Source organism: Sphaerotilus sp., assembly GCF_013299175.1.
Classification (GTDB): Bacteria; Pseudomonadota; Gammaproteobacteria; order Burkholderiales; family Burkholderiaceae_C; genus Sphaerotilus.
On the sequence record NZ_JAAFKF010000035.1, the window covers coordinates 1 to 25,195 of the forward strand.

Genomic DNA, 25,195 nt, shown 5'->3' on the forward strand with positions numbered 1-25,195 from the left:
GCTGACCTGCACGGTCACGTTGTAGACGTTGTCTGCGCCAACATCATTCGGTGCTTCGTAATCGGGCGCCGCGACGAAGTGCAGCGCACCCGTCACCGCATCGACCGAGAACCTCGCCGCATCCGCACCACCCGCAATGCGGTACGTCAGCGTCTGCATCTGCACGGGCTGGTCCGCGTCGATCGCCGTCACCGTGGTCACGGCCGTGGCGTTCTCGGCCACGCTGACTGCGCCGCCCGAGGTGATCGCCGGCGTGTTGTCGTTGACCGCCTTGACAGCCACGGCGAGTGCCTGCGTATCCGTGAGCAGGCCATCGCTGACCTGCACCACCACGTCGTACACGTTGTCCGCGCCAGCATCGCCGGGCACTTCGTAGTCGGGTGCCGTGACGAAACTCAGTGCGCCCGTCACCGCGTCGATCGAGAACCTCGCCGCATCCGCGCCACCCGCAATGCGGTACGTCAGCGTCTGGCTCGGTGCATCGGCATCCGTCGCCGTCACCGTGGTCACGGCCGTGGCGTTCTCGGCCACGCTGATTGCGCCGCCCGAGGTGATCGTCGGTGTGTTGTCGTTGACTGCCGTGACAGCCACGGCGAGTGCCTGCGTGTCTGTCAATGCACCGTCGCTGACCTGCACGGTCACGTTGTAGACGTTGTCTGCGCCAACATCATTCGGTGCTTCGTAATCGGGCGCCGCGACGAAGTGCAGCGCACCCGTCACCGCATCGACCGAGAACCTCGCCGCATCCGCACCACCCGCAATGCGGTACGTCAGCGTCTGCATCTGCACGGGCTGGTCCGCGTCGATCGCCGTCACCGTGGTCACGGCCGTGGCGTTCTCGGCCACGCTGACTGCGCCGCCCGAGGTGATCGCCGGCGTGTTGTCGTTGACCGCCGTGACAGCCACGGCGAGTGCCTGCGTGTCCGTGAGCAGGCCATCGCTGACACGCACCACCACGTCGTACACGTTGTCCGCGCCTGCATCATTCGGGGCTTCGTAGTCCGGCGCGGCAACGAAGCGCAGCCCGCCGGTCGCAGCATCGATCACGAACCGCGCTGCATCCGCACCGCCCGCGATGCTGTACGTCAGCGTCTGGCTCGGTGCATCGGCATCCGTCGCCGTCACCGTGGTCACGGCCGTGGCGTTCTCGGCCACGCTGAATGCGCCGCCCGAGGTGATCGCCGGCGTGTTGTCGTTGACCGCCGTGACGGTCACGGCGAGCGTCTGCGTGTCGGTATGCAGGCCGTCGCTGACCTGCACCACCACGTCGTACACGTTGTCGGCGCTGGCATCGCTCGGCGCTTCGTAGTCCGGTGCCGCGACGAAACTCAGCACGCCCGTGGCCGCATCGACCGCGAACAACGCGGCATCGGCGCCCCCTGCAACCGTGTAGTGCAGCGTCTCCGCGGGCAGGTCGGCGTCCGTGGCCTGCACCTGGGTCACGGCGGTCTGGCCTTCCTGCATGGCCAGCGCGGCGCTCGCGCCACCGCCATCGGACGTGATGGTGGGCGTCGCACCGTTGACCGCCGTGATGGCAATGGTGAACGCCGACACCACGCTGCTGCCATCGGCCGACGTGGCACGCAGGAGGATGTCGCGGGTCGCCACGCCCTCTTCCTGCACGGTACGCGCCAATGTCACGACGCCCGTACTGGCGTTCACCGCGAAGCGCCCGCCCGCCGAGTCATCGAGCGTGTAGGTCACGGTATTGGTCGTGACATCCGCATCGACCGCCAGGCCCTGTACCCCGACCACGGTACCGACCGTGGCGTTTTCCAGCACGCCATCGGGCTGCCCATCGGCATCCACCAGGCTGGTCAGGTCAAACTCGTCCACGTCCGTGACCATGAGGGTGAAGCTCAGGATCTGCGCGCTGCCGTCGCTGGACAGTGCCTGCACGGTGATGCTGTGGACCTGTGCCGTCTCGGCATCCAGCGCACGGGCCGTGGTGACAACACCCGTGCTGGCGTTGATGGCGAAGCGCCCGCCCGCATCGTCGAGCAGCGTGTAGCCCACGTCGTGGTTCGTCGCATCGCTGTCCACGGCCCGCGCGGTCACACCGACAGCCGCACCAACCGAAGCGTCTTCCGGCACGAGGTTCGCCTGAGGATCGGTGTCCACGATCGGAGTAACACCGAATTCGTTCACGTCCTGCACGGCAATGGCTACGGCCAGCACGGTCGTGCTGCCATCGGCGGACGTGGCGCGCACCACCACGTTGTGCGTCAACGCGACTTCCGCGTCCAGCGACACAGCCACGGTGAGCACACCCGTGCTGGCGTCGATCGCGAAGCGCCCGCCCGCCGAGTCGTCGAGCGTGTAGGTGACGGCGTTGGTCGTGGCATCCGCATCGACCGCCAGGCCATGGAACCCGACCACGGTGCCGACCGCGGCGTTTTCCTGCACGGTGTTGGCGGTACTGTCGGTGTCGATCAGGGCGCCAATGGCGAATTCGTTGACATCGGCGACCGTGATGCTCAGCGCCTGGGTGTCGGTGAGCAGGCCGTCGCTGACCTGCACCACCACGTCGTAGACGTTGTCGGTGCCAGCATCACTCGGTGCTTCGTGGTCGGGCGCCGCGGCGAAGCTCAGCGCGCCCGTCGCCGCGTCGATCGAAAACCGCGCCGCATCCGCACCGCCCGCGATGCTGTATTGGAGCGACGATCCACCGAGGTCCACGTCGCTGGCCGTGACGGTCCCGGCGGCGGTGGTGTTTTCCGCGAGGGAGAGCGTCGCCGTGGCCACACCGCCCAGGCTGGTGATCACGGGTGCGTCGTTGACCGGCATGACCGTCAGGGTGCCGACGATGGGGGCGATGCTGCCGCCGTCGCCGTCGCTGAGGTCGATCTGCACCGTGCGGACGGCACTGCCCGGATCGTCACTGGTGTTGCGGTAAGTGATGTTGCGCAGCAGGGCTTGCACGGCGGTCGGCGTGGCGCTGGTGTTCAACTGGATCTGCAGCGGCGTGCTGCCCGTGACCGGCCCGGTGTAGGTGCCGATGGCCACGCCGCCGAACAGCACGTCCAGCCCGCCAGGTCCGCCCAGACCGATCTGGCCCGCGCCCGTGCCCTGGTCGCGGATGGCGAGTGCGTCACTGGCGGTGCCGTTGGCGGTGATCGCGTAGGTGAGGACACCACCGCCGAAGTCGGCCGAATCGACATCCGAGACGGTCGCCCCGGCATCCAGGATCGCGGGGGCGTTCTCCACATAGGTGCCGCTGGTCGCCGACACCGTGACCGCCGGGGCGTCGTTGACCGCCGTGAGCACCACCGCGGTGTGGCCGGTGGCGCCCGCGCTGCCGTCGGAGAAGCTCCAGTCGATCTGCACCGCGGCGGGCGGCGTGTGGCTGGCGTTGGCGTAGGCGATCTGCTGCAGGGCCGCGTCCACCAAAGCGTGGGTGGCGCTGGCGTCGAAGGCGAGAACCAGCGTGCCGGCCGCGTTGGCCGTGACGGTGCCGATCGCCGTGCCACCGACCACGAGCGGGCCGCCTGGGGTCAGTGTGCCCAGCGTGCCGGTGGCACTGAACTGGTCGTCCACGCTGGCGCCGCCGTTGCGGGCGAGCGTGAGGGTGGCGCCGCTGAAACGGTTGGCGGCGTTGTCGCCAAGCTCGGCATCGAAGACACGCGCGCTGCCGCCCAGCAGCACGGCCGGCCCGTCCTCGGTGAACGCCGCCGCCGCATCGACCGCCACCAGGCGGACATCGTCGAGGAGGAGACCGCAACCATCGCCCGTCCCAGGCGCCCCCCCGGACTGTGAACCCAGCGACGTGATGCGCAGGGTCGAGGTGGTGGCGGTGGCGGTGAAGACCGCGGCGTGCGAGGCCCAGGTGGTACCCGTCGTGAAGCGCCCGACCTCGACGCCGTTGACGCTGAGCTGGCCCATGTCGGTGACGTTCACATCGGCGCGGGTGACGGCCGCCAGGCTGAACACGTAGGTCTGGCCGATCTCGGTCGTGACCGTCTGTTCGAGGAAGCTGGGCACGGCGGTGGTCCACCAGCCTTCGACCTCGGCGAAGTGGCTGCCGTCCGGCGGTGCGGCGACGCTGTACAGGCCCGGATTGGTGGCGATTTCCAGACCCGAGTTGCCCGTCCAGGCACTGCTGCCGCTGCCCGCCTCGAACGAGCCATCGACGACGAGGTTCGTGCCGCCCAGGGCGAGCACTGGCGCATCGTTCACCGCCGTCACTTGGACAGTGATCGTGTTCGGTGTGGCGTCGGTGTCGGTGCCGCCGTTGGCGGTGCCACCGTCATCGATCACCTGGAACGTGAACGCAGCGAACGGGGCGCCGTTCCAGTCCGGGTTGGGCACGAACCGCAGGTTGACGAGGTCCACTGCTGCCACCACCTGACCCGCGACCACCGCCGTGCCCGCCAACTGGAGCGCGCCAGCCGCCGGCAGCGTCGTCAGCTTGACCGCCTGCAAGGCATGGCCATCGACATCGGAGAAGCCGAACTCCGCAGCCGTGAACGTGTGCGACCCGTCCTCGGCGAGGGTGAGGGTGCGGTCTGAGCCTGAAGGCGCGTCGTTGCGGGACAGGATCGCCACCGTGACGCTGCCGACGGTGCTCAGCGGGCCGCCCGTGCCCTGTGCGCCGGTATTGCCATCGGCCAAGGTCCAGTCGATCTGCACGCTGGCCGGGGGGGTGTCGCTGGTATTGGCGTAAGCGATCTGCTGCACCGCCGCGTTCACCAGCGCCTGCGTGGCCGTGGCACCGAAGGTGAGCACCAGGGTGCCGGCCGAATTCGTGTAGGTGCCAATGGTGGTGCCGCCCACCACCAGGTTGCCACTGACCACGGTGATGGAACCCAGCGTGCCGGTGGCGCTGAACACATCTTGCGCATCGGTGCCGCCGTTGCGCACCAGGGTCAGCGTGGCGCCGCTGAAGTTGTTGGCAGCGCTGAGTTCGGCGTCCCACACCAGCACATCGCTGTCCAGCACCGTAGCTGCGCCGCCTTCGGTGTGGACGGGCATGCCGTCCAGCGAGTTGGTGCCCCCGACGGTGTCCAGCGAGCCGTTGGCGTTGTAGCGCACTACGGCGATGGCATAGCTGCTGCCGTTCCAGCTTCCGCCCGTCACCACGATTTTCCCGTCTGACTGCACGGTAGCACTCTTGGCGTAGTCGTCGCCGCCGCGAACGTCGGTGGTGACGATGCCGTTGACGCCAAAACTGGTGTCCAGGGTTCCGTTGGCTTCATAGCGCACGGCTGCGAAATCGTTGTGGCTGCCGGGTCGGCTCTGGCCAACCACCACAATCCGGCCGTCGACCTGCTGGATGACACTCGCGCCATAGTCGAGGAAGCCAATGTCGGTAGTCACCGTCCCGCCGCTACCGAAGCTGGCGTCGAGTGTGCCGTCGGTGTTCAATCGTGCGACCGCGAAGTCGTAAGGAAAGGGACCGACGGTCCCGGCCAACAGAATCTTGCCGTCAGACTGCAAGACCATCTGCCCCGCCGGCCCCGGCCAGATGGCGACCGTCTGCATGCCACTGGTGCCGAAGCTCGAATCCACAGAGCCATCGCCGTTGTAGCGCACCAAGCCAAAGGCGCCATCGGCACCTCCGGCCACCAGGATCTTGCCGTCAGATTGCACTGCAACGCTGGTGGCGATGTCGTTGCCGACGCTGATCGAGGCCATGAGCGTGCCGCCGCTGCCGAAGCCGGTGTCGAGCGAGCCGTTGGCGTGGTAGCGCACCAGGGCGAAGTCGTCGTTGCTGCCGTTGAAGCTGTATCCCGCCACCAGGATCCTGCCATCAGATTGCAGCGTGACGCCTCGGGCACCGTCGTTGCCAGTGCCGATGCCGGTGGTGACGATGCCGTTGGTGCCAAAGCTGGTGTCCAGCGTGCCGTTGGCGTTGTAGCGCACCAAGGCGAAGTCGCCGGAGGATTGTCCGGCCACCAGAACCTTGCCGTCGCCTTGCACGATGACGCCATAACCGGCGCCACCGAATACCGACACCACCTGGCCGGTGCCGTTGAACGTGGTGTCGAGCGACCCGTCGGTGTTGTAGCGCACGAGGGCAATGCCGATGTCAGTTGTTCCCGCCACCAGGACTTTGCCATCGGCCTGCACAGTGACGCTGTTGCCGATGGCATCGCCTGAGCCGACCGCAGTGGTGAGCATCCCCGTGCCGCCGCCGAAGCCTGGGGGCAGGAACGTCGGTGCGTCGTTGAAGGCGGTCACAGTGACCGCCACCGTATCGGTGTTGACGCTGAAGGCCGTGCTACCGCCGCAGGTGCTGGTGTCGACCTTTGTGCCGGCGCTGCCGCTGGTGGTGTCCCAGGCACGCAGGATGAGCGCGGCATTTTGGGTGCCGGCGTGGTTGGCGTTGGGGGCGAAGTACAGCCGCGTGTTGGCGTTGTCGGCCAAGAGCAGCGCAGAGGTGTTGCTGACCGCGCCCACCGCAGCCCAACTGACGCCGCCATTGGTGCTGTAGAACCAGGTGCCGTTGGTTTCCACGGTGGCGGTGATGGCGATGCCCTTGACCGCGGCACTGTCAGCGTCGGTCATGCCACCGGTGAAGGCACTGATGGGTGAACCCACGGCGCCCGACGGCACGCCGGCATCTTCGGCCACGGTGATCGACAAGGCGGTGTTGGCCAGCACGGGCGCATCGTTGACGGCAGTGATCGCCACCGTGACGCTGCCGACGGTGCTCAGCGGGCCGCCCGTGCCCTGTGCGCCGGTATTGCCATCGGCCAAGGTCCAGTCGATCTGCACGCTGGCTGGGGGGGTGTCGTTGCCGGTGGCATAGGCGATCTGCTGCACCGCCGCGTTCACCAGCGCCTGCGTGGCCGTGGCACCGAAGGTGAGCACCAGGGTGCCGGCGGCGTTCTGCGTGACGGTGCCGATGGTGGTGCCGCCCACGGACAGATTCGCCCCTTGGGTCAGTGTGCCCAGCGTGCCGGTGGCGCTGAACTGGTCGTCCACGCTGGCGCCGCCGTTGCGCACCAGCGTGAGGGTGGCACCGGCGTAGCTGTTGATGGCGGCCAGCTCGGGGTCGAACACCTGCACGTCCGCATCCAGCACGGTCGCGGCACCGCCTTCGGTGTGGGTGGGGGTGGCGTCCAGTCCGGTGAACGCCGGCGCCGAGTTCACGGCAGTGATGGCCACGGTCGTGCTGCCGCTGGTCGAGCGCGCGCCGCCGCTGCCTTGTGCGCCGGTGTTGCCATCGCTGAAGAGCCAGTCGAGCTGGACGCTGGCCGGTGGCGTGGCGCTGGTGTTGGCGTAGGCGATCTGCTGCAGCGCCGCGTTCACCCGCGTGCCCGTGGCGCTGGCGTTGAAGCTCACCGTCAGCGTGCCGGCGGCGTTGGCGGTGACGGTGCCGATGGTGGTGCCACCGACGACCAGCGCCCCGCCCGGCGTGAGCGGGCCGAGCGTGCCGGTGGCGCTGAACACGTCCTGGCTGCTCGCGCCCCCGTTGCGGGCGAGCGTGAGCGTGGCGCCACCGAAGTGGCCGGCCGCACCCAGCTCGGCATCCGACACCAGCAGCGCGCTGTCCAGCACCACCGCCGCACCACCCTCGGTGAACGACGCAGCAGCAGACACAGACACCGCGAGCACCGGCGCATCGTTGACCGCCACCACCGCCATGCTGACCACGAAAGGCGTGCTGGTGCCGCCGCTGCCGTCGGACACCGTCAGGCGGATGCTGCGGGTGGCCGTGCTCGGGGTGTCGCTGGTGTCGCGGTAGGTGGCATTGCGCAGCAGTGCCTGGGCGGCGGCCACGCTGGCGTTGCCGTTGAAGGTGACGACCAGCGGCGTGCTGCCGTTGCCGAAGCCGGTGTGGCTACCGATGACCACGCCACCATAGGTCACGTCGTTGCCGGACAGCCCGATCTGGCCCGCGCCGGTGCCCTGGTTGCGCAGGCCCAGCTCGTCGGTGGCGGTGCCGTTGGCGGTGATCTGGAACGTGAGGTTGCCGCCCGTCAGGAAGGCGTTGTCCGCGTCGGTCAGCGTGGCGGTCGGGTCGTACAGGGGCGCGGCGTTTTCGGTGTAACTGCCGCTGAAGCCGGTCAGCGCGAGCACCGGCGACGCATTGAACATCGCCGCCGCCACGTTCATCGCGAACTCGGAGGTGGCGCTGTAGGTGCTCGCCCCGGTCTTGAGCGTGGCGGTGGCGCTGACCCGGTCACCGACGGCGGGCGCCATGCCGGTCAGGGTGACATCCAGCGCGGCGTGGCCGGTGGCGTCCGTGGTGACATCGGTGGTGCCGAGATAGACAGCACCCTCCCCGTAGCCGGTCGGGTCTTCCGTGCCGAGCGGGCTGGAAAAGAACTCGATGCGCAGCGTCTGGCTGGCGGCGGTGTCGATGGCGCCCTGTATCCGGACATCGGCACCCTGGATCACCGCGCTGTAGAGCACGGGGGTGTTCAGCAGCGTGTTGGCGCCGGTATCGACATCGCCGGCGTCGTTGGCGGTCAGACCATCGTTGCCGAGGTCGATCGCCAGGCCGGTGTTGTCGTGGAAAGTGTTGCCGAGCACGGTGGTCGGTGCGCTGGTGGTCAGCACGACGACACCCGCGCCGGTGTTGCCGGCGATGGTGTTTCCTTCCCCGACACCCGTGCCGCCGATGCGCACGCCGGCGCTGCCGTTGTTGACCACGATGCCGCCGCTGACCCCCGCGCCGCCGCCGTTGCCCAGCAGCCCGCCGCCGGTCGCTGCCACGCCGATCTGGTTGCCCTGGACCGTCACGCCGTTGGCATAGAGGTAGATGCCGCCGCGGGCCGCGCTCCAGCTCGTGGCCGTGTTGCCGGACAGGACGTTGCCGGCGATCGTGGTGGACGCGGCCTGCAGGTCCACCACCACCGCGAAGCCGCCGTTGGTCAGTGCGGCCGAACCCGCGGCGTTGACGCCGATCCAGTTGGACAGCACCGCGTTGCCGCTGGTGTTCGCGTCGGAGAGGAAGACGCCGTACTGCGCATTGCCGGAAATCAGGTTGCGGTAGGCGCTGCCCGCGCCGCCCACCGTGTTGCCCGACGCCCCGGCCCCGAGGCCGATGCCCACGCCCACGTTGCCCAGCGCGGCCGTACCTGCCAGGTTGGTGCCGATGAAGTTGCCCTGGATCTGGTTGCCGGTCGAGCCGGTGCCGCTCAGGTTGATGCCGTCGTTGGTGTTGCCCGAAATCAGGTTGCGCGTGGTCGCCGTGGTGCCGCCGATGACGTTGTTGGCGGAGTTGTCCACCACGATGCCCCAGGTGTTGCCGGCGGCGGCGGTACCGGCGGCGTTGGTGCCGATGAAGTTGCCTTCGACCGTGCTGCCACCACCGCCGCTCAGGTACAGCCCGTAGTGCCCGAAGTTGCGGATCACCAGGCCCCGCACGGTGCTGTTGCCGGCGGTGATCGCCAGGCCGTCGGCCGAACCCGCCGCGGCACTGCCGTTGAGCACCACCACGGGCAACCCGCCCGCCGCCGCCCAGTCGGCGTCCGTCGTGGCGTCGATCACCACCGCCTCGGTCACGGTCGGCAAGGCATCCGGCACCGTGCCGGGATCAGGTCCGTCGTAGGAGAGCGTGATGGTATGGGCGCCACCGACCAGTGCGTCGGCGATGTCGAAGACGATGCGGTCGGCGCCCCCCAGTGCATTGGTGGTGTTGTTGGCCGCCGTGATCGCCTCGCGCAGGCTGATGCGGCCATCGGCGCCGCGGCTGGCGATGAGCGCGGCGATGCTGCTGGTGTTGCCGTCGAAGACATCGGAGGCGGTGGTCACGACCAGCGTGTTGAAGGTGTCGTTGTCCGCGTTCGAGATCGACACATCGGCCGGGTCGCGTCCGTTGTAGGCGGCATCGGCACTGACGGCGGGTGCCAGGACGATGTTGGACCAGACCGTGCCATCGACGATGGTGTCGTCCACGCCGGTGACGGTGACGACCTGGGCGACGTTCCAGTTCGCGCTGGTGAAGGTGAGCGACCCGGTGCCCAGGGACAGCTCGGTCGTGTCGAAGACGCTGAGGGCGATCGTGACATCGGCGGTGGGCGCCGTGGCCAGCACGACGCTGAAACTGCCGGTGGCCTGGCCTTCGCTGGTGTTCGACAGACTCTGGACCACCACCCCGGGCGTGCCATTGGTGGCGACGACGTTGGCGGCGAATTCGGAGGTGCTGCCGTAGCTGCCACCGCCGTTGTCCACGGTAGCGGTGGCGCTGACGCTGTGGCCTGCCGTGACGGTGACGCCGCTGAGCATGGCGCTGAAGCTGGCGTTGCCGCTGGCGTCGGTGGTGACGGTGGCGGTGCCGAGGTAGACCGCCGCTTCGCCGAAGCCGCTGGGGTCCGCCACCGGGGAGGAGAAGAACTCGATGCGGTAGGTGGACGATGCCTGGCTGTTGAACGTGCCGATGACGGTGGTGTTGCCGCCGGTGGTGTTGGCGCTGGACAGGACGGGGGTGTTCTGCAGGCCGTTGGCGCCGGTGTCCACGTCGAGTGCATCGTTGGCGAGCACCGCACCGAATGTTTCCAGATCGATGCCCAGGCCCCCATTGCCGGTCAGGCGGTTGCGCAGCACGCTGACACCCGAAGCGGCGTTGCCGATCTGAACGCCCGCCCCGGCATTCGACGCGATCAGGTTGCCTTCGTTCGCACCCGCACCACCGATGCGCACACCGCTGCTGCTGTTGAAGACAAAAACCCCTGTGCCCTGGTTGCCCAGTGCCGTGACCCCATCGGACCCCACACCGATGGAATTGCCCTGGATGGTCACAGTCGAGGTGCCATTGACCGCAATGCCGCCCCAGGACTGGCTCGCGGCGATGACGTTGCGGTCGCTGGGCGACGCACTGCCGATGACCGTCCCCGTGCCTGCGCTGACCAGATCGATCGCCCAGCCTGCATTGCCGCGCGCCTGGATGCCGGTCACGTCGGTGCCGAGGTAGTTGCCCACGATGCGCGTGTTGGCCACTCCGGGTCCGACCACGATCGCCTTGTCCGCGAACGCCGAGACCACGAGGCCGCGAATGGTCGATCCGCTGGCCTGTACATACAACCCCGTGCTGGCCGCGTAGCCACCGTCGAGCACGACCACGGGCGCAGTGGCGGCATCCGGCTCGGTGCGGCCATCGATTTCAACCGCATCGGTCAGCGTGGGCAGGTTCGTCGTCAGGGCGATCGTGTGCGCGCCCGCCACGAGCGGGGCGGCGATGTTGAAGGCGATGCGGTCCACGCTGCTGCCGTTGCCCGTGTTGTTGGCCGCCGTGATCGCCTCGCGCAGGCTGACGAACCCGTCCGCGCCCTTGTTCGCCAGCAGCGTGCTCAGGCTGGTGGTGTCGCCGTCGCTGGTGTCGCTGGTGGTGTCCACGGTGATGGTGGCCTGGGCGCTGGAGATGGCGGCGACGTTGCGGGAGAACTCGGAGGTATCGGTGAACACCGTGTAGGCAGCGTTGCTCTTGGTGGCCGTGGCGGTGATGAACTCGCCCACGGCCACGTTCGCCCCGAGGGAGATGCTGAAGGTGGCGTTGCCAGTGACACCCGTGGGCACGTTGACGGCACCGAGGAACCGCTGGGCCTCGCCGTAGCCGCTGCTGTCCTGGGTGGTGGTGGCGAAGAACTCGACGCGGTAGTAGCTGCCGGGGGTGCTGTCGAGCGTGGCGAACACCGTCAACTGGTTGGACGCATTGGTGCGGGCCAGCGACAGCACGGGGGTGTTCTGCAGGTTGTTGGCGCCGGTGTCAGCGTCCAGGGCATCGTTGGCGGTAGCACCCTGCGCACCCAGGTCGATGCCGAGACCCACGCTGGTGCCGACCGTGTTGCCCAGCACCGCATTGCTGTTCGTGCCGTTGCCATATACACGGATGCCTGCGGTCCACACACCTCCTTGCCCGCTGAAGGCGATGGTGTTGCCCGCGCCAGCCGCGGTACCGCCGATCTGGTTGCCGCTGGCGGTGTTTTCCACCAGGATGCCGTTTTGCTGCATGCCCCAGTTGGCCGTGCCTGCCAGGTCCGTTCCAATGCGGTTGCCCTGGATGACGGTGCCGGAAATGGCGCCGTCGAGTTCGATGCCGACCAGCCCGGCGCCGGCGATCCAGTTGCCGCTGTTGGCCACCGTGCCGCCGATGACGCTGTTGTCGGCGCCACCGTGGACGTAGATGCCATCCCCGCCATTGCCGAGCATCCCGGTGCCGGCCGCGTTGACGCCCAGCCAGTTGCCGCGCACGGTGTTGCCGTCGGTGGCTTCATCGGCCATCTCGATCGCATCGTCGCCGTTGCCGGAGATGACGTTGCGCTGTGCCGCCAGGGTGCCGCCAATCGTGTTGGCGTTCGCCCCTGCCTGCAAGAGGATGCCGTTGACGGTGTTGCCCAGGGCGAGCAGGCCGGTAGCATCGGTGCCGATGTAGTTGCCCGCCACGGTGTTGCCCGTGACTTCGGCGTTCTCCATGACCACGCCGTTGTAGTTGCCCGAGATGACATTGCGTTCGCCCACGTCGTTGCTGCCGTCGGCGTTGGTGCCGATCAGGTTGCCAGTGATGGCCAACGCAGAGCCGCCGTTGTAGAGGTACACACCCGCCCCGGTGTTGCCCAGCAGCGTGCTGCCATCGGCGCCAAGCCCGATCAGGTTGCCCTGGACGCGGTTGTTGATGGCGCCATTGGCGACCAGCACGCCGGTCTCGTTGCCGGAGATGACGTTGCCAGCCCCCGCCAAGCCCGAGCCAACCTGGTTCCCGGACACCGCACTCCAGAACGACACACCACCTTGGGCGTTGCCCAGCGCCACCTGTCCGGAGGCGTCGGTACCGATGTAATTGCCCTGCACGACATTGCCCGTCGTGCCGCTGTCGATCATTTCCACGCCATACCAGTTGTTCCCGGAAATGACGTTGCGCTCGGCGGTGTCGTTCGATCCATCGGCATTGGTGCCGATGCGGTTGTTGCTGGCACCACCCTGGAGGACCACGCCGCTGAGACCATTGACCTGCGCGGTGCCGTTCAGGTCGAACAGGCCGGTGCTGTCGGTGCCGATGTAGTTGCCGACCACGACATTGCCGGTGGCGGCAGCGGTGGTGATGAGGATGCCTTCGCCACCGTTGCCGGAGACCACGTTGCGCTGGCCCGCCGTGGTGCCGCCGATGGTGTTGCCGGCCGACTCGATGCGGATGCCCTCGTTGGCATTGGCCAGTGCCGCGTCACCGCTGGCCGTGGTGCCGATGTAGTTGCCATGGATCTGGTTGCCCGTCGAGGTGCCACCGATCCAGAGACCCGTCCCGCTGTTGCCGGACACGACGTTGCGGTCGGCCGCCGTGGCGCCGCCAATGGTGTTGTTGCTCGCGTTCCAGAGGTTGATGCCCTGCTGGTTGCCACGGCCAGTCACGCCGTCCGCACCGACGCCGAACCAGTTACCGGCAATGGTGTTGCCATTGCTGCCGGAAATGTCGATGCCGTCCTGGGTAAACCGCTGGAAGTTCAGGCCGCGCACGGAGCTGCCGCCCGAGCCTGCATAAAACCGCAAACCGTCCAGCACCACGCCCCCGCCGTCGAGCACGATGGCCGGCTGGCTGCCCTGGGCGGCGAAGCTGTCGTCGGTGCTGCCGTCGATGTTCACGGCTTGGCCGAGGGTGGGCAGCAAGGAGGTCAGCGCGATCGTGTGGACACCCGTTCCATTGATGCCGAAGACGATCTTGTCCGCCGTGGCGCCGTTGGCGGTGTTGTTGACGGCGGTGATGGCTTCGCGCAGCGAGATGCGCTGGTCGGCGCCGCGGTTGTTGCCGAGGTTGGTGATCGAGGTGGGGGTGCCGTCCAGCGTGTCGGCCACGGTATCGACCACCACCACACCAGTGGCCGTGGCGATCACGTTCATGCTGAACTCGGAGGTCGCGCCGTAGGTGCCGCCACCCAGGTCCACGGTGGCCGTGGCGCTGACGCGGTCGCCGTTGTTGACCCAGGCATCGGTCAGCGTGGTGCTGAACGAGGCAGACCCGAGAGCATCGGTGGTGACGGTCGTGAAGCCCAGGTAGCGTTCTCCTTCGCCATAGCCTGTGGGATCTTCTCCACCTTTGTGGTTGGCATAGAAATCGATGCGGAACGTGGTCAGGATGTTCGAGTTCAACGACCCCACGATCGCCGTACCGGCCGGCGAGGATGCCGCACTGGTCAGACTGGGGAAGTTCTGCAGGTTGTTGGCGCCAAAGTCAAAGTCCCCGATGTCGTTCCCGGTGACCCCGTTGTCGGGGCCGAGGTCGATGCCTGTCTCGCCATTGGCCGTGATGGCATTGCCGATGAAGGTGTTCGACTTGCCATTGTTGGTGTTGGCCAGAATCCCGTCGCCCGCATTGAAGGCGATCAGGTTGCCCGCCCCGACAGCGTCGCCCCCGATGACGGAATACTCGCTGCTGCCGCTCAGGCGCACGCCGTCCCAGCCGTTACCGCGCGCCAGGGTGCCGGTGACGTCGGTGCCGAGGGAGTTGCCCTGGACCAACGTGCCATTTGCATCGGTGATGCCGATGCCGTTCTGGCTGTTGCTCGCAATCACGTTGCGCCCGCCCGCTGCGGTCGAGCCGATGACGGTGTTGGTCGCCTGGTTGACGTTGATGCCGTTGTGGGCATTGCCCATGCTGGTCTGGCCGTCAGCGGCCAGACCGATGGTGTTGCCTTGCACGAGGTTGGTCGTCGAGTTGCTGCCGTCGATGGCGATGCCGGCGTTCAGGTTGCCCGAGATGACGTTGCCCGCACCGGCGGCGAGGCCGCCAATGGTGTTGCCACTGGCACCGCCGTCGATCTGCAACCCGTCCTCGTTGTTGCCAATGGCGGTCAGGCCGGTCACGGAGGTGCCGATCCAGTTGCCCTGCACGGTATTGCCGCTGGCGTTGGCACCACTCAGGTTGATGCCCATGGTGGCGTTGCCGGACACGACATTGCGCTCGGCTGCGGTCGTGCCGCCGATGGTGTTGCCGCTGCCCAGCACGTAGATGCCGACGCCGCCATTGGCCAGCCCGCCCGTGCCCGCGGCGTTCAGGCCGACCAGGTTGCCCACGACCAGATTGGCCGTGGCCGACGCCCCCAGGGTGATGCCGGCAGCCCCGGCCAGCACGCCGTTGCCGCTGACCACGTTGCCGGACACCGTCACCCCGGAGGTGTTGTTCAGGAAGACACCATGCCAGGTGTTGCCCAGATCGGCCGACCCCGCGGCATTGGTGCCGATGTAGTTGCCCTGGATGCGGGTGCCGGCAGAACCCGGCCCGATCACGTTGACGCCGAGGTTGGAGTTGCCGGAGATCACGTTGCGGTCCGCGGCGGTCGTGCCGCCGATGACGTTGTTGGCGCCATCGAAGACATTGATGCCGATCGAGTTGTCGGCCGCGACATTGCCGGCAAGGTCGGTGCCGATGTAGTTGCCGGCGATGGTGTTGCCGCTGCTGGTGATGGCAATGCCGGAGGCGGTGAAGCCCTGGAGGACCAGCCCGCGCAAGGTGCTGCCATCGCTGCCAGGCCCGAGGTCGAGTCCGTTGGTGATGCTGTGGCCACCGTTCAGCACGAGGCTCGGCACACCGACCCGCGTGGCGTCGAGCGTGATCTGGCCCGTGACCTGCGGCAAGGCGCTGGCGAGGTTGATGGTGCCGGTCGGATTGATCGTGCTGAAGGTGATGGTGTCGGCACCGCCGTTGGCATTGGCGTTGAGGATCGCCTGGCGCAGCGAGCCGGCACCGGCATCGTTGAAGTTGGTGACGGTGTAGGTGGCGAGCGTGCCGTGCCAGTCCGCCGCCGCCTGTGTGGCCGCATCGAAGGCGACGGGTTGCTCGATCTGCCCGGTCCGGACCTCCAGTGTCCAGTCGCCGCCCTCGTCGGTCGAGCCGGTCAGGTTCGTGCTGGCGGCCACATCCGCGCCAGTGAGGTCGCGCCACTGCTGGACAAACGCCGCACCCGCCCAGCCCTGCGCGACATCGCAGCCGTAGACCAGCAGGTCGGCGTCGGCCGTGAGCGCCTGTCGCCAGCCGGTCACTTCCTCGGCCCGCGCCGCCAGCACCGCCGCATCGACCGTGGCCGTGCCCAGGCGCAGCAGGCCCGCGTCCCCGTGGCTGACGAGGTGCAAGGCCGAGAGGTCGTGCCGCGATGCCAGCAAGGTGGTGATCTGCGCGAGTCCATCCGCGGCCGGATCGGTCACGACCACCTCGATCTGGCAAGCCGCACTCGCCCGTGACCACCACAGCATCGCCAGTTGCGCGGCGCCGTCGATCGCACCGTCGATCACCACCAGTTCGTGCCGCACCTCGGCTTCCCAGCGGTCGGGCAGCGCGTCCGGAGCGGCCACCTGGGACGCTTGTGCCGCCTCTGGGGCGGCGTCGAGTGGCGAGGCGCCGAGCCAGCGGTGGCCCTGCGCGTCGGTCCAGGGCAACACGTCCACACGGCCCGACAGCGCGGCCAGGCGTGCCTGACCGTCCGTGCCGTGGTCGATCAGCAGGACGGTGGGGACAGGGGCATCCGGCGTGGCCTGGGCTTGCCGGTCGGCGAGCGTCAGATCCCAGTCCTCGACCCTGCGATCGACCACCAGCCAGCGGGCAGCCATCGGCGCCACCTGCTGCGCAGCCGGGGCCGATGCGGCGCTGTCCAGGCTGCGCACATCCGCCACCGGCCCGCCACCCAGCAGCAAGGCCGCATCGGCGGAATACAGGATGCGGGCTTCGAGTTCTTCGATGCCCGTCCGGTGGAACGTCGTCGTCATGGGACGGTGGTGGCAGGGATGGCGGGAGTGGCCGTCCACTCGGGCAGGCAGCGCACCCCGGCCAGGATGCCGTAGCCCGGATTGGGCAGCGTCAACCGGGCGCGGAAGGTGCGGCTGGCGGCATCGACCACCTTGTCCACCCGCTCGACCGTGGCGGTCTTGCGCGTGGCACCGGGGTAATCGGGCTTGAGCGGTACCGTGTCACCGGCCTTCAGGCGGCCCAGGTCCGACAGCGGCAACACCAGCTCGACCCGCAGCGGATCGAGCCGCGCGATGCGCAGGATCGGCTTGTCATCGACGCGCTCGCCGGGGTTCAGGAACCGCTCGACCACCACGCCGTCGATGGTGGCCGGCAGTTCACGCTGGGCAAACTGCGACCGGGCGGTCTCGGTGTCGCTGGCGGCGGCGCGCTGTTGTTCGCGCACGGCGTCGATGCGGCGGTAGGCGACCTCGGCTTCGGAGCGGGCCTGTTCGACCGCCACCTCGGAGACGAAATTCTGCCGGTGCAGATCCTCGGCGCGCACGAGCTTGCTGCGGGCGAGTTCGGCGGCGGCGCGGGCGGCCCGCAGCTCGGCCTGGACCTCGGAACGGTTGCTGGCGGCGCTCAGATTGGCACGCTCCACCTCTCGGCGCAACGTGGCCACCACCGTGCCGCGACGCACCACGTCGCCACGCTCGACCGCCACCGTCGCCAGCACGCCCACCACCGGACTGCCGATGTCCACCACCTGCGACGGTTCGATCAGACACGCCATGGGCGCCGCCTGTGCCGCCGAAGCCAGCAGCAGGCCCGCCCCCCAGATCGCAGCACCACCCGCACGCATCCGACCGTGTTCTTTCACCGCAGAGTTCACCGCAGACTCCAAGCTCATCATTCTTCCCAACCGCTGTACGCCAGCCGCCCGGCCCCGGCACGGTCCTGGCGCAGCAAGGCACGGCGCTCGCGCATCTGCGCCCATTCGTCGAGCAGCATCACCGTGCGCCACACCCCGGCTGTGCAGCGCGCAGCCGGCGGGCGATGCACAAGCGTAGCGAGCAGCCACCCCGGCAGCCGCTGGAACAACAGCCCTTCTGTGCAGCACACCAGCGTTTCGGCCGAGCCGGGATCGCCCTGGCGGGCCGCCCGTCCGATGAGCTGGCGCCACTGGCGCGCTGGCAACGCATCGGTGCAGACCAGCACATGCAGTCCACCCGCCGCCTGCACGGCGGGGCTGAGCCGGATGTCGGTGCCGCGCCCGGCCATCTGGGTGGACACGGTGATGCGCCCGACCTGCCCGGCGCGGGCGATGACCTCGTTTTCCATCTGGCTCTGCACCGCGTTGAGCACCATCGGCCGCAAGCCCTGCACCCGCAGACGCTGCGCAAGCTGCTCCGACGCAGCCACCGATGCCGTGCCGATCAACACCGAGCGCCCCTGCGCCACCACGGCACCCGCCCGGTCGACCACGGCTTGCCAGCGTTGGTCGTCGTCGCGGTAGATCTGCACGCCGAGGTCACGCCGCTGCGCCGGGTGGTGGCGCGGGATGCGGATGACCGGCGTGCCGTAGCTCAGCGCCATCTCGGGCGCCACCTCGGCCAGCGTGCCGCTCATGCCGCCGATCTGGTGGTAGCGGCTGAACAGGCGCTGGTAGGTGAGCTGTGCCAGCGTCTGCTGCGGTGCGGGCATGGGCAGCGATTCCTTGAGCGCAAGCAACTGGTGCAGGCCGCGTGACCACTGGCGCTCCGGGGCGGCGCGGCCGGTGATGGGGTCGATGAAGACGATGCGCGCCTCCTGCACCGCGTAATCCCGGTCACGCTGCAGCGCGTGCAGCACGGTGAGTGCCCGCAGCGCCCAGTCCTCGCGCCAGCGCAGGTCGGACCACGGCCGCTCGGCCGCCCAGGGCTGCGCCGCCAGCCAGGCCCGCCCGGCGCGGGTCAGCCGCACGGTGGCGGCGCCGCTGCCCGTGGCAGGCGTGACCAGTGCGTGGCGCCCGATGCCCAGGGCCTGCGCCCGGTCGAGCAAGGTGCGCAAGTCGTTCTCCGACAGCGCCTGCACCCCCTGCCCGGACAGGATCAGTGGCACCCGCGCCTCGTCGCACAGCACGCTGTCGGCCTCGTCGATCAGCGCCAGGCACAGCCCGCGCATCAGCGGTCCACCGCCCGGATCGGCCGCGTCCGACCACGCCAGCCGGCCGCCGGCCCGCCCGTGGGCGACGCGGTCGCGCAGGTGGTCGAACGCCACCTCGCGCGCTGCCGCATAGGTCACATCCGCGGCATAGGCGTCCCGGCGCTCCATCGGTGTCGAAGCCGCGGTGACACAGGCCACACGCAGGCCGAGCGCAGCGTAGAGGGGATGCAGTTGTGCCGCGTCCCGTTCGGCCAGGTAGTCGTTGGCCGTCAGCACATGCGTCGGCACGCCCGCCAGCCCGGCGCAGGCCGCGGCCAGGAACATCGCCACCGTCTTGCCTTCGCCGGTGGCCATCTCGACCAGACAGCCCTGGAGCATCGTCCAGGCGGCCAGGTGCTGCGTGTCGTGCGGCGTGAAACCCAGGTGGGTCTGCACCAGCCCGACCAGCCGGCCGAACACCGCTGCGCAGACCGCTGGCGTGTAGCCCTCGCGGCGCAGCCGGGCGAGGGTGGGTGACCAGGTGGCGTCGGTCGCGGGATCGGTCGATGGATCGGACACCCGCCCATGCAAGGCCGCCAGAAACACGGCCCGCTCGCGCCGCACCCGCCACGCCGTCCGCACCGCCAGCGCCAGCGTCCGGGACTCGACCCGCTGCGGATACACGCCCCAGACCGGTCCCGGCCGCACCAGGGCCATGGCAGACACCACCGCCCCCACCTCAGCGCCCTCCCGGCACGTCAGTGGCCTCGCCCAGGTGGCGCAGCGTGAGCTGCTGCAGGCGGCGCAACCAGCGTGCGCCCAGCGGCTGAGCACCGTGGTCAAAGCGCACCAGCAGCCGCGACCCGAGCCGCTGCACCGCCAGATCGGGCACCTGCACATCGATCACCGCCACGGGCTGCAGGGTTCGCAGGCCCTCCGCGTCGGTCGGATCGGTCTCGATGCGCCCGCCCGCCTGCACCCCCAGCGCCGCCGCCGGCAAGACCGAACCCGTCTCCGGCACCACGCCATCCCAGCGCCCGGCATGGGCCTGCCCCGGCGCTTCCGGCCGCATCACCGACACGGCCCGCACCCCCGACAGCAGCCAGGCGATCTCCTCGTCCGGCACCACCGTGCGCGCCACCAGCCGGTCGTCCGCCAGCACATAGCCGAGCACCTCGCCGCGCTGCACATGGCGGCCAAGCAGCGTCTGCGGCTCGATCCAGCTCACGCGGCCGGCGCGGGTGCTGTGCATCGCCATCTGCGCGATGCGCTCGGCCAGCTCGGCCTCGCGGCGTTGCAGCGTGCCCGCCTCGGCTTCAGCGCGTTGCGCCGCCGCGGCGTCGTGGACCTGCAGCCGGTTGACCTGCACCTCCAGCTCCAGGCGCCGGGCGTGCAGCTTGGCCAGCTCGACCGGCTGGTCCTCGTTCTGCAGTGTCAGCAGCGGCGTGGCCGGCTGCACGGCGCTGTCACCGGGCGCCTCGACCGCGGTGACAAACCCGTCCGACGGAGCACGCACCAGCGCCTCTTCGGGCATCCACGCCTGCGCCTGCGCCACGGTGGCCTGCGGCAGCGGCACGAGCAGCACACCCGCCAGCAGCGCCGCGAACGTGCCGATGCCCAGCAATGCCGTGCGCAACCGCCGCCCGCGCAGCGAGGGCGACCGTGCCAGCCAGCGCAACCCCGCCAGCAGCGGCTGCCCGACCTGCATCCACAGCGCGATCGCTCCCGCCATCAGCGCCAGCATCGCCGCCGTCTGCGCCAGCCACAGACAGGCCGACACCGCCACCACCATCCCGAACACCCATGCGGCCGGTGCATACCCGAGCGTCACGCTACGCTGCAGCCAGGTGCCGTCCGGCAGCGCCGCACCCGCCGGCACTCCCAGCAGGCGCTGGAGCTGGTCGATCCACCAGCGCCGGCTGCGCTGCGCGAGGTTGGGCAGGTCGAGCAGGTCGGTGAGGATGTGGTAGCCATCCATGCGCACCAGCGGATTGGCGTTGGCCAGCAGCGTCGAGACTCCGCCGACCAGCGCCACCGACAGCGCCAGGTCGCGCACCCATCCCGGCTGTACCGCCGACCACACCAGCACGCCCAGCGCCGCCAGCACGCTCTCCACCAGCACGCCGGCCGCGCTGATCAGGATGCGCTCGTGGCGCCGTGACAACCCGCTGGCGGCCGACGCATCGACGTAGGGCGCCGGCACCAGATACAGAAAACCCATGCCGACATGCTGCACTTCGGCACCGTAGCGTCGCACCGCCAGCGCGTGGCCGAGTTCGTGCAATGCCTTGATCAGCGGATACACCACCCAGCTCAGCGCCAGGAACGCCGGACTGGCGAGCCGCTCGCGGGCATCGGCCTGCAGCGCCGGCCACTGCAACGCCACCTGCATCCATCCAATGCCCACCAGCACCAGCACCGCCAGCAAGGCCAGCGGGTGTGACAGGGCATGGGCCAGCGGGTCGAGCCGGCTCAGCCAGCGGGTCGGATCACCCAGCGGAACGCGCCAGGACAGGGGGTTGAGCGAGGCGCGGCGTCGGCGTCGGTCCACCTGCGCCTCGCCGCGCATCAGGGCCTGGAGATCAGGCAGGCGGTCAGACTGCAGCAGCCCGGCCGCATCCAGCGTGGCCAGCCACTCCAGCACCTCGTGCTGCGTCGGCGGCTGCGGCACGCGGGTGCTCAGCCAGGTCCAGATCTCGCCGATGGTGCGCCGACCGTCGAAGCGGCCGACGAACGACCAGGCGGCCTCGTCGAGCAGATGGTGGCGCCCGGTGAGCAGGTCAGCGAGCACATGGCGCGCGCCCCCCTCGCTGCCCCGGTGGCGCACACGCACCGTGGGCCGCAGCCGGGGCACGATGTTCGCGACCCGGTACCAGAACGGGCTGTCGAGCGGAACGGCATCGAGCACCTCGCCCGAGACGGTCAGGGGCGGTTCCGGGTTCATCCGAGCAGCGTCCACCAGCCCATGCGCAGCCAGTCGAACAACCGGCCGAACAGCTCCGCCGCGAGCGGGTGGCGCCCGGTGTCGAGCCGCGTCACGCCCTCGAAGCCGGGCCGCAGCGTCGCGGCGGCCGACACCAGGGCGCCCTCCACCTCGAAGCCGTTGCGCCCCTCGCGGACACGGGCCACCGGCGTGATGCGCGTGACCGCCATGGGCAGCGCCTGCCCTGGCTTGGCCGCCACCCGCAGCGCGCCCAGCGTGCCGACCTGGACCCCGGCGATGTCACGCTCGTCCACCCAGAGCACCAGCCGGAAGCCGTCCACCGGCGCCACGGTCATCATCACCTCGCCGCGCTTGACCGGCGCCCCCACCGAACGGCTGAGATCGCCCGAGACCACGACCCCCGTGAGCGGCGCCAGCACCCGGCCGCGCTCCAGGTCACGCCGGGCCAGATCGGCACGGGCGCGGGACTCCTCGACCTTGGCCATCTGGACGACGATCTGGGCCTGGTCGTGGCGGGCCAGTGCCTCGGAGACGGCACTCTCGGACTGTGCCAGTGCGGCCTCGGCGGTGCGGAGTTCGTTGGAGGCTTGTTCGCCGTCGAAATCGATCAGCGACTGGCCGGCCTGGACCTGCGCGCCAGGGCGGGCGTAGACGACCGAGATGAATCCGTCGCGTGGGGCCACCAGTTGCCGTTCGTGCAAACCCTGGACCCGCGTCGGCGCCACCACTTCCCGGTGGACCGGCAGCAGCCCGGCCACCAGCGCCGCGCCCAGCGTGACCGGCCAGACGTGTCGGCGCAGCGGCTCCAGCCACGCCGGCCAGACCACCAGCGAGGCGGCACCACGGCTGGCCGAGCGCGTCAGGTACAGGCGCAGCAGCGGCGTCAGGTAGGTCGCGGCTTGTTCCAGCCGGAGGATTTCTTCGGTGCGGAACGGTGCGCCCAGGTCGCGCTGCAGCGTCAGCGCCCCCAGCACCAGCCCGTCCCCGCCCAGCGGAATGGTGCAGACGGCACACGCGCCCATCGCCCGGCTGAGCTGCACGTGGGCGAGTCCCGCCTGCATCGGGCCGTGGCGGCGGGCGGGGTGGGTGAGCGTGCAGGCGCTGGCGGCGGCCTCCTGCATCGCGGCGTGCAGATCGCGCACGAGTTCGGCGGCGTCGGACAGGCGCGGCAGGTCCGACACGGCCAGCACCTCCAGGTCCGAGCGGGTCTGCCGGCGCAGTCCCAGCGCGACCCGGTCACACTGCAGCCCGGACGCCAGGTGCAGCACCAGCGCCCGCAGCGCATCCGCCCCCCGCGGCGCGTGCAGCAGCACACCCACCGTCTCCATCAGCCAATCGGCCGCCGGAATGGCACGCACCGCCGCCCCGGTTGCAGCCGTGACCGTGACCACCGCGGTGGGCAGCGGGACCGCCAATTCGCGCATCGCGGCATTCAACCGCGCTTCGGCCTGCGCAGACGGGCTGGCAGGCTCGGCCACTTCGCGGGCGGGGGAACGGGGAACGGAGGAGGTGCTCACTGGTGGACAGACCCATGAATGCCCGCCAGTGTGGCGTCCGCACAGGGCCGATCAAGGCGCGAAGAAACCGCGAATCACCGGACAGATCCCCCCGAACCGCACCCCGAATCGCGCAGCCGCACCCAACCACCTCAAGCGCCCAGCGCGTCCGCCAAGGCGAGCAAATCGTCCAGGTGCAGATGCCGGCCACCCGGTGCATCGTCCTCCTCCGGACTGGACGGGCCGTGGTGCAACGCCGCTTCGGGGCGGCGTATCCAGGCGGTGTGCAGCCCGGCCCGGCGCGCGCCGACGATGTCGAGCCGCCAGTCATCCCCGACGTGCATCACCTGCGACGCCGTGCAGCCCAACGCCGCGCAAGCCGCTTCGAAGATGCGCGCTGACGGCTTGGCAACCCCGCAGCCACGGGCGCTCACCGCCCCAACGAAGTACGGCGACAGCCCGGTCGGCGCGAGTTCGGCGTTGCCGTTGGACAGCGCCAGCAGCGGGAACCGCGCCGCCAGCCGCTCCAGCGCCGGGCGGACATCGGCATACCACTGCACCCGCTGCCGCTCGGCGAAGAGCACGGCGAACGCCGGCTCGGCCAGCGCCGGGTCATCGCCACTGGCGGACAGTGCCTCGCGCAAGGTGATGAGGCGCAGCGTGGTCAGGTCGTGCGCGAATTCGGGGTGCCGCCGCGTGACCTCGCCGCGCAGGCGCTGCAGGGTCGGCACATCGAAGGCCGCAGCAGTCGCCGGGGCATGGACGCGCAGCCAGTCCTGCAGCACGGCTTCTGCACGCAGCAGCGTCGGCATGACCGGCCAGAGGGTGTCGTCCAGATCGAGGGTGAGTGCGGTAATCATCCGCGCAGTGTCCACGAAGCACGGAACTGGGCCGACTCGGCGAGAATGCACGCGCCATGAAAACCCAACCCGAACCCGAATACCGCCACGGCAGCCCCGCCCGCGTCGGCGTGCTGCTCGTCAACCTCGGCACGCCCGACGCCCCGACCGCGCCCGCGGTGCGGCGCTACCTGGCGCAGTTCCTCAGCGACCAGCGGGTGGTGGAGATTCCGCCAGCGGTGTGGAAGCCGATCCTGCACGGCATCATCCTGCGCACCCGCCCGGCCAAGTCCGCCGCCAAGTACGCCAGCATCTGGACGCCCGAAGGCTCGCCGCTGGCCGTGTGGACGCGCAAGCAAGCCGAGTTGCTGCAAGCCAACGTCAGCGCCCACGGGCTGGCCCTCACCGTGCGCCACGCCATGCGCTACGGCAATCCGTCCATCGCGGGCGAGCTGGATGCGCTGAAGGCCGCCGGCTGCGACCGCATCCTGGTCGTGCCGATGTACCCGCAGTATTCCGGCACGACCACCGCCAGCGTGATGGACGACGTACACCACTGGCAGCTCCGCCAGCGCACGCTGCCCGAACTCCGCTGGGTCCGCCAGCACCACGACGACGCCGGCTACATCGAGGCCCTCGCCCGGCGCGTGCAGGACCACTGGGCGCGCGAGGGCCGTGGCGACCACCTGCTGCTGAGCTTCCACGGCGTGCCCGAGCGGACGTTGACGCTGGGCGACCCCTACCACTGCCACTGCTACAAGACGGCGCGGCTGCTGGGCGAGCGCCTCGGCCTGGGCAAGGATGCGCTGTCGCTGAGTTTCCAGAGCCGCTTCGGCAAGGCGAAGTGGCTGGAGCCGTACACCGAGCCGACGCTGCAGGCGCTGGCAAAGAAAGGCGTCCAGCACCTGCAGATCTTCTGCCCTGGCTTCCCGGCGGATTGTCTGGAGACGCTGGAGGAGATTGCCATCGAGGGACGGCAGGTGTTCCTGGCGGCAGGCGGGCAGCGTTACGACCACATCCCCTGCCTGAACGACCACCCGGCCTGGATCGACGCGCTGCGCGGCTTGGTCGAACACCACACCGCCGGCTGGGCGGTGCGGACCGATGCGCAGCCGCGGCCGGCCGACCTCGAAAGCCAGCGTCAGCGGGCGCTCGCGCTCGGCGCCAAGGTCTGAACCAGAGCGGCCGCTAC

Annotated in this window: 7 protein-coding genes; 1 reads left to right on the top strand and 6 read right to left on the bottom strand. The window is 69.5% G+C overall.

The window, feature by feature from the left end; all coding sequences use genetic code 11:
* The 6 genes from QZW52_RS08210 to QZW52_RS08235 form a co-directional block, all read right to left on the bottom strand.
* A partial coding sequence (locus QZW52_RS08210; protein ID WP_293997195.1) for a cadherin domain-containing protein occupies positions 1-16,638 on the bottom strand: 16,638 nt, incomplete at its 3' end.
* A complete protein-coding gene (locus QZW52_RS08215) occupies positions 16,635-17,492 on the bottom strand; it encodes an efflux RND transporter periplasmic adaptor subunit (RefSeq protein ID WP_293997196.1) in 858 nt (285 codons plus the stop codon). The genes QZW52_RS08210 and QZW52_RS08215, both read right to left, overlap by 4 nt.
* Positions 17,493-17,509: 17 nt before the next feature.
* The gene (locus QZW52_RS08220) at positions 17,510-19,441 is read right to left on the bottom strand and encodes a preprotein translocase subunit SecA (RefSeq protein WP_293997198.1); all 1,932 of its coding nucleotides are present in this window, start codon (positions 19,439-19,441) and stop codon (positions 17,510-17,512) included.
* 22 nt (positions 19,442-19,463) lie between these two features.
* Positions 19,464-21,668: a hypothetical protein gene (locus QZW52_RS08225; protein WP_293997201.1), complete on the bottom strand. Its 2,205-nt coding sequence runs from the start codon at positions 21,666-21,668 to the stop codon at positions 19,464-19,466.
* Positions 21,665-23,185: an efflux RND transporter periplasmic adaptor subunit gene (locus QZW52_RS08230; protein WP_293997204.1), complete on the bottom strand. Its 1,521-nt coding sequence runs from the start codon at positions 23,183-23,185 to the stop codon at positions 21,665-21,667. Before QZW52_RS08230 ends, QZW52_RS08225 begins: the two co-directional genes overlap by 4 nt.
* Positions 23,186-23,316: 131 nt before the next feature.
* Positions 23,317-24,024 (bottom strand): HAD family hydrolase, encoded by a 708-nt coding sequence (locus QZW52_RS08235; protein WP_293997206.1) that lies wholly within the window; start codon positions 24,022-24,024, stop codon positions 23,317-23,319.
* Between the two features lie 56 nt (positions 24,025-24,080).
* Between QZW52_RS08235 and hemH the strand changes: the two genes are divergently transcribed.
* Entirely contained in the window at positions 24,081-25,178 is a 1,098-nt protein-coding gene (gene hemH / locus QZW52_RS08240) for a ferrochelatase (RefSeq protein WP_293997209.1), read from the top strand.
* Positions 25,179-25,195 lie beyond the last annotated feature (17 nt).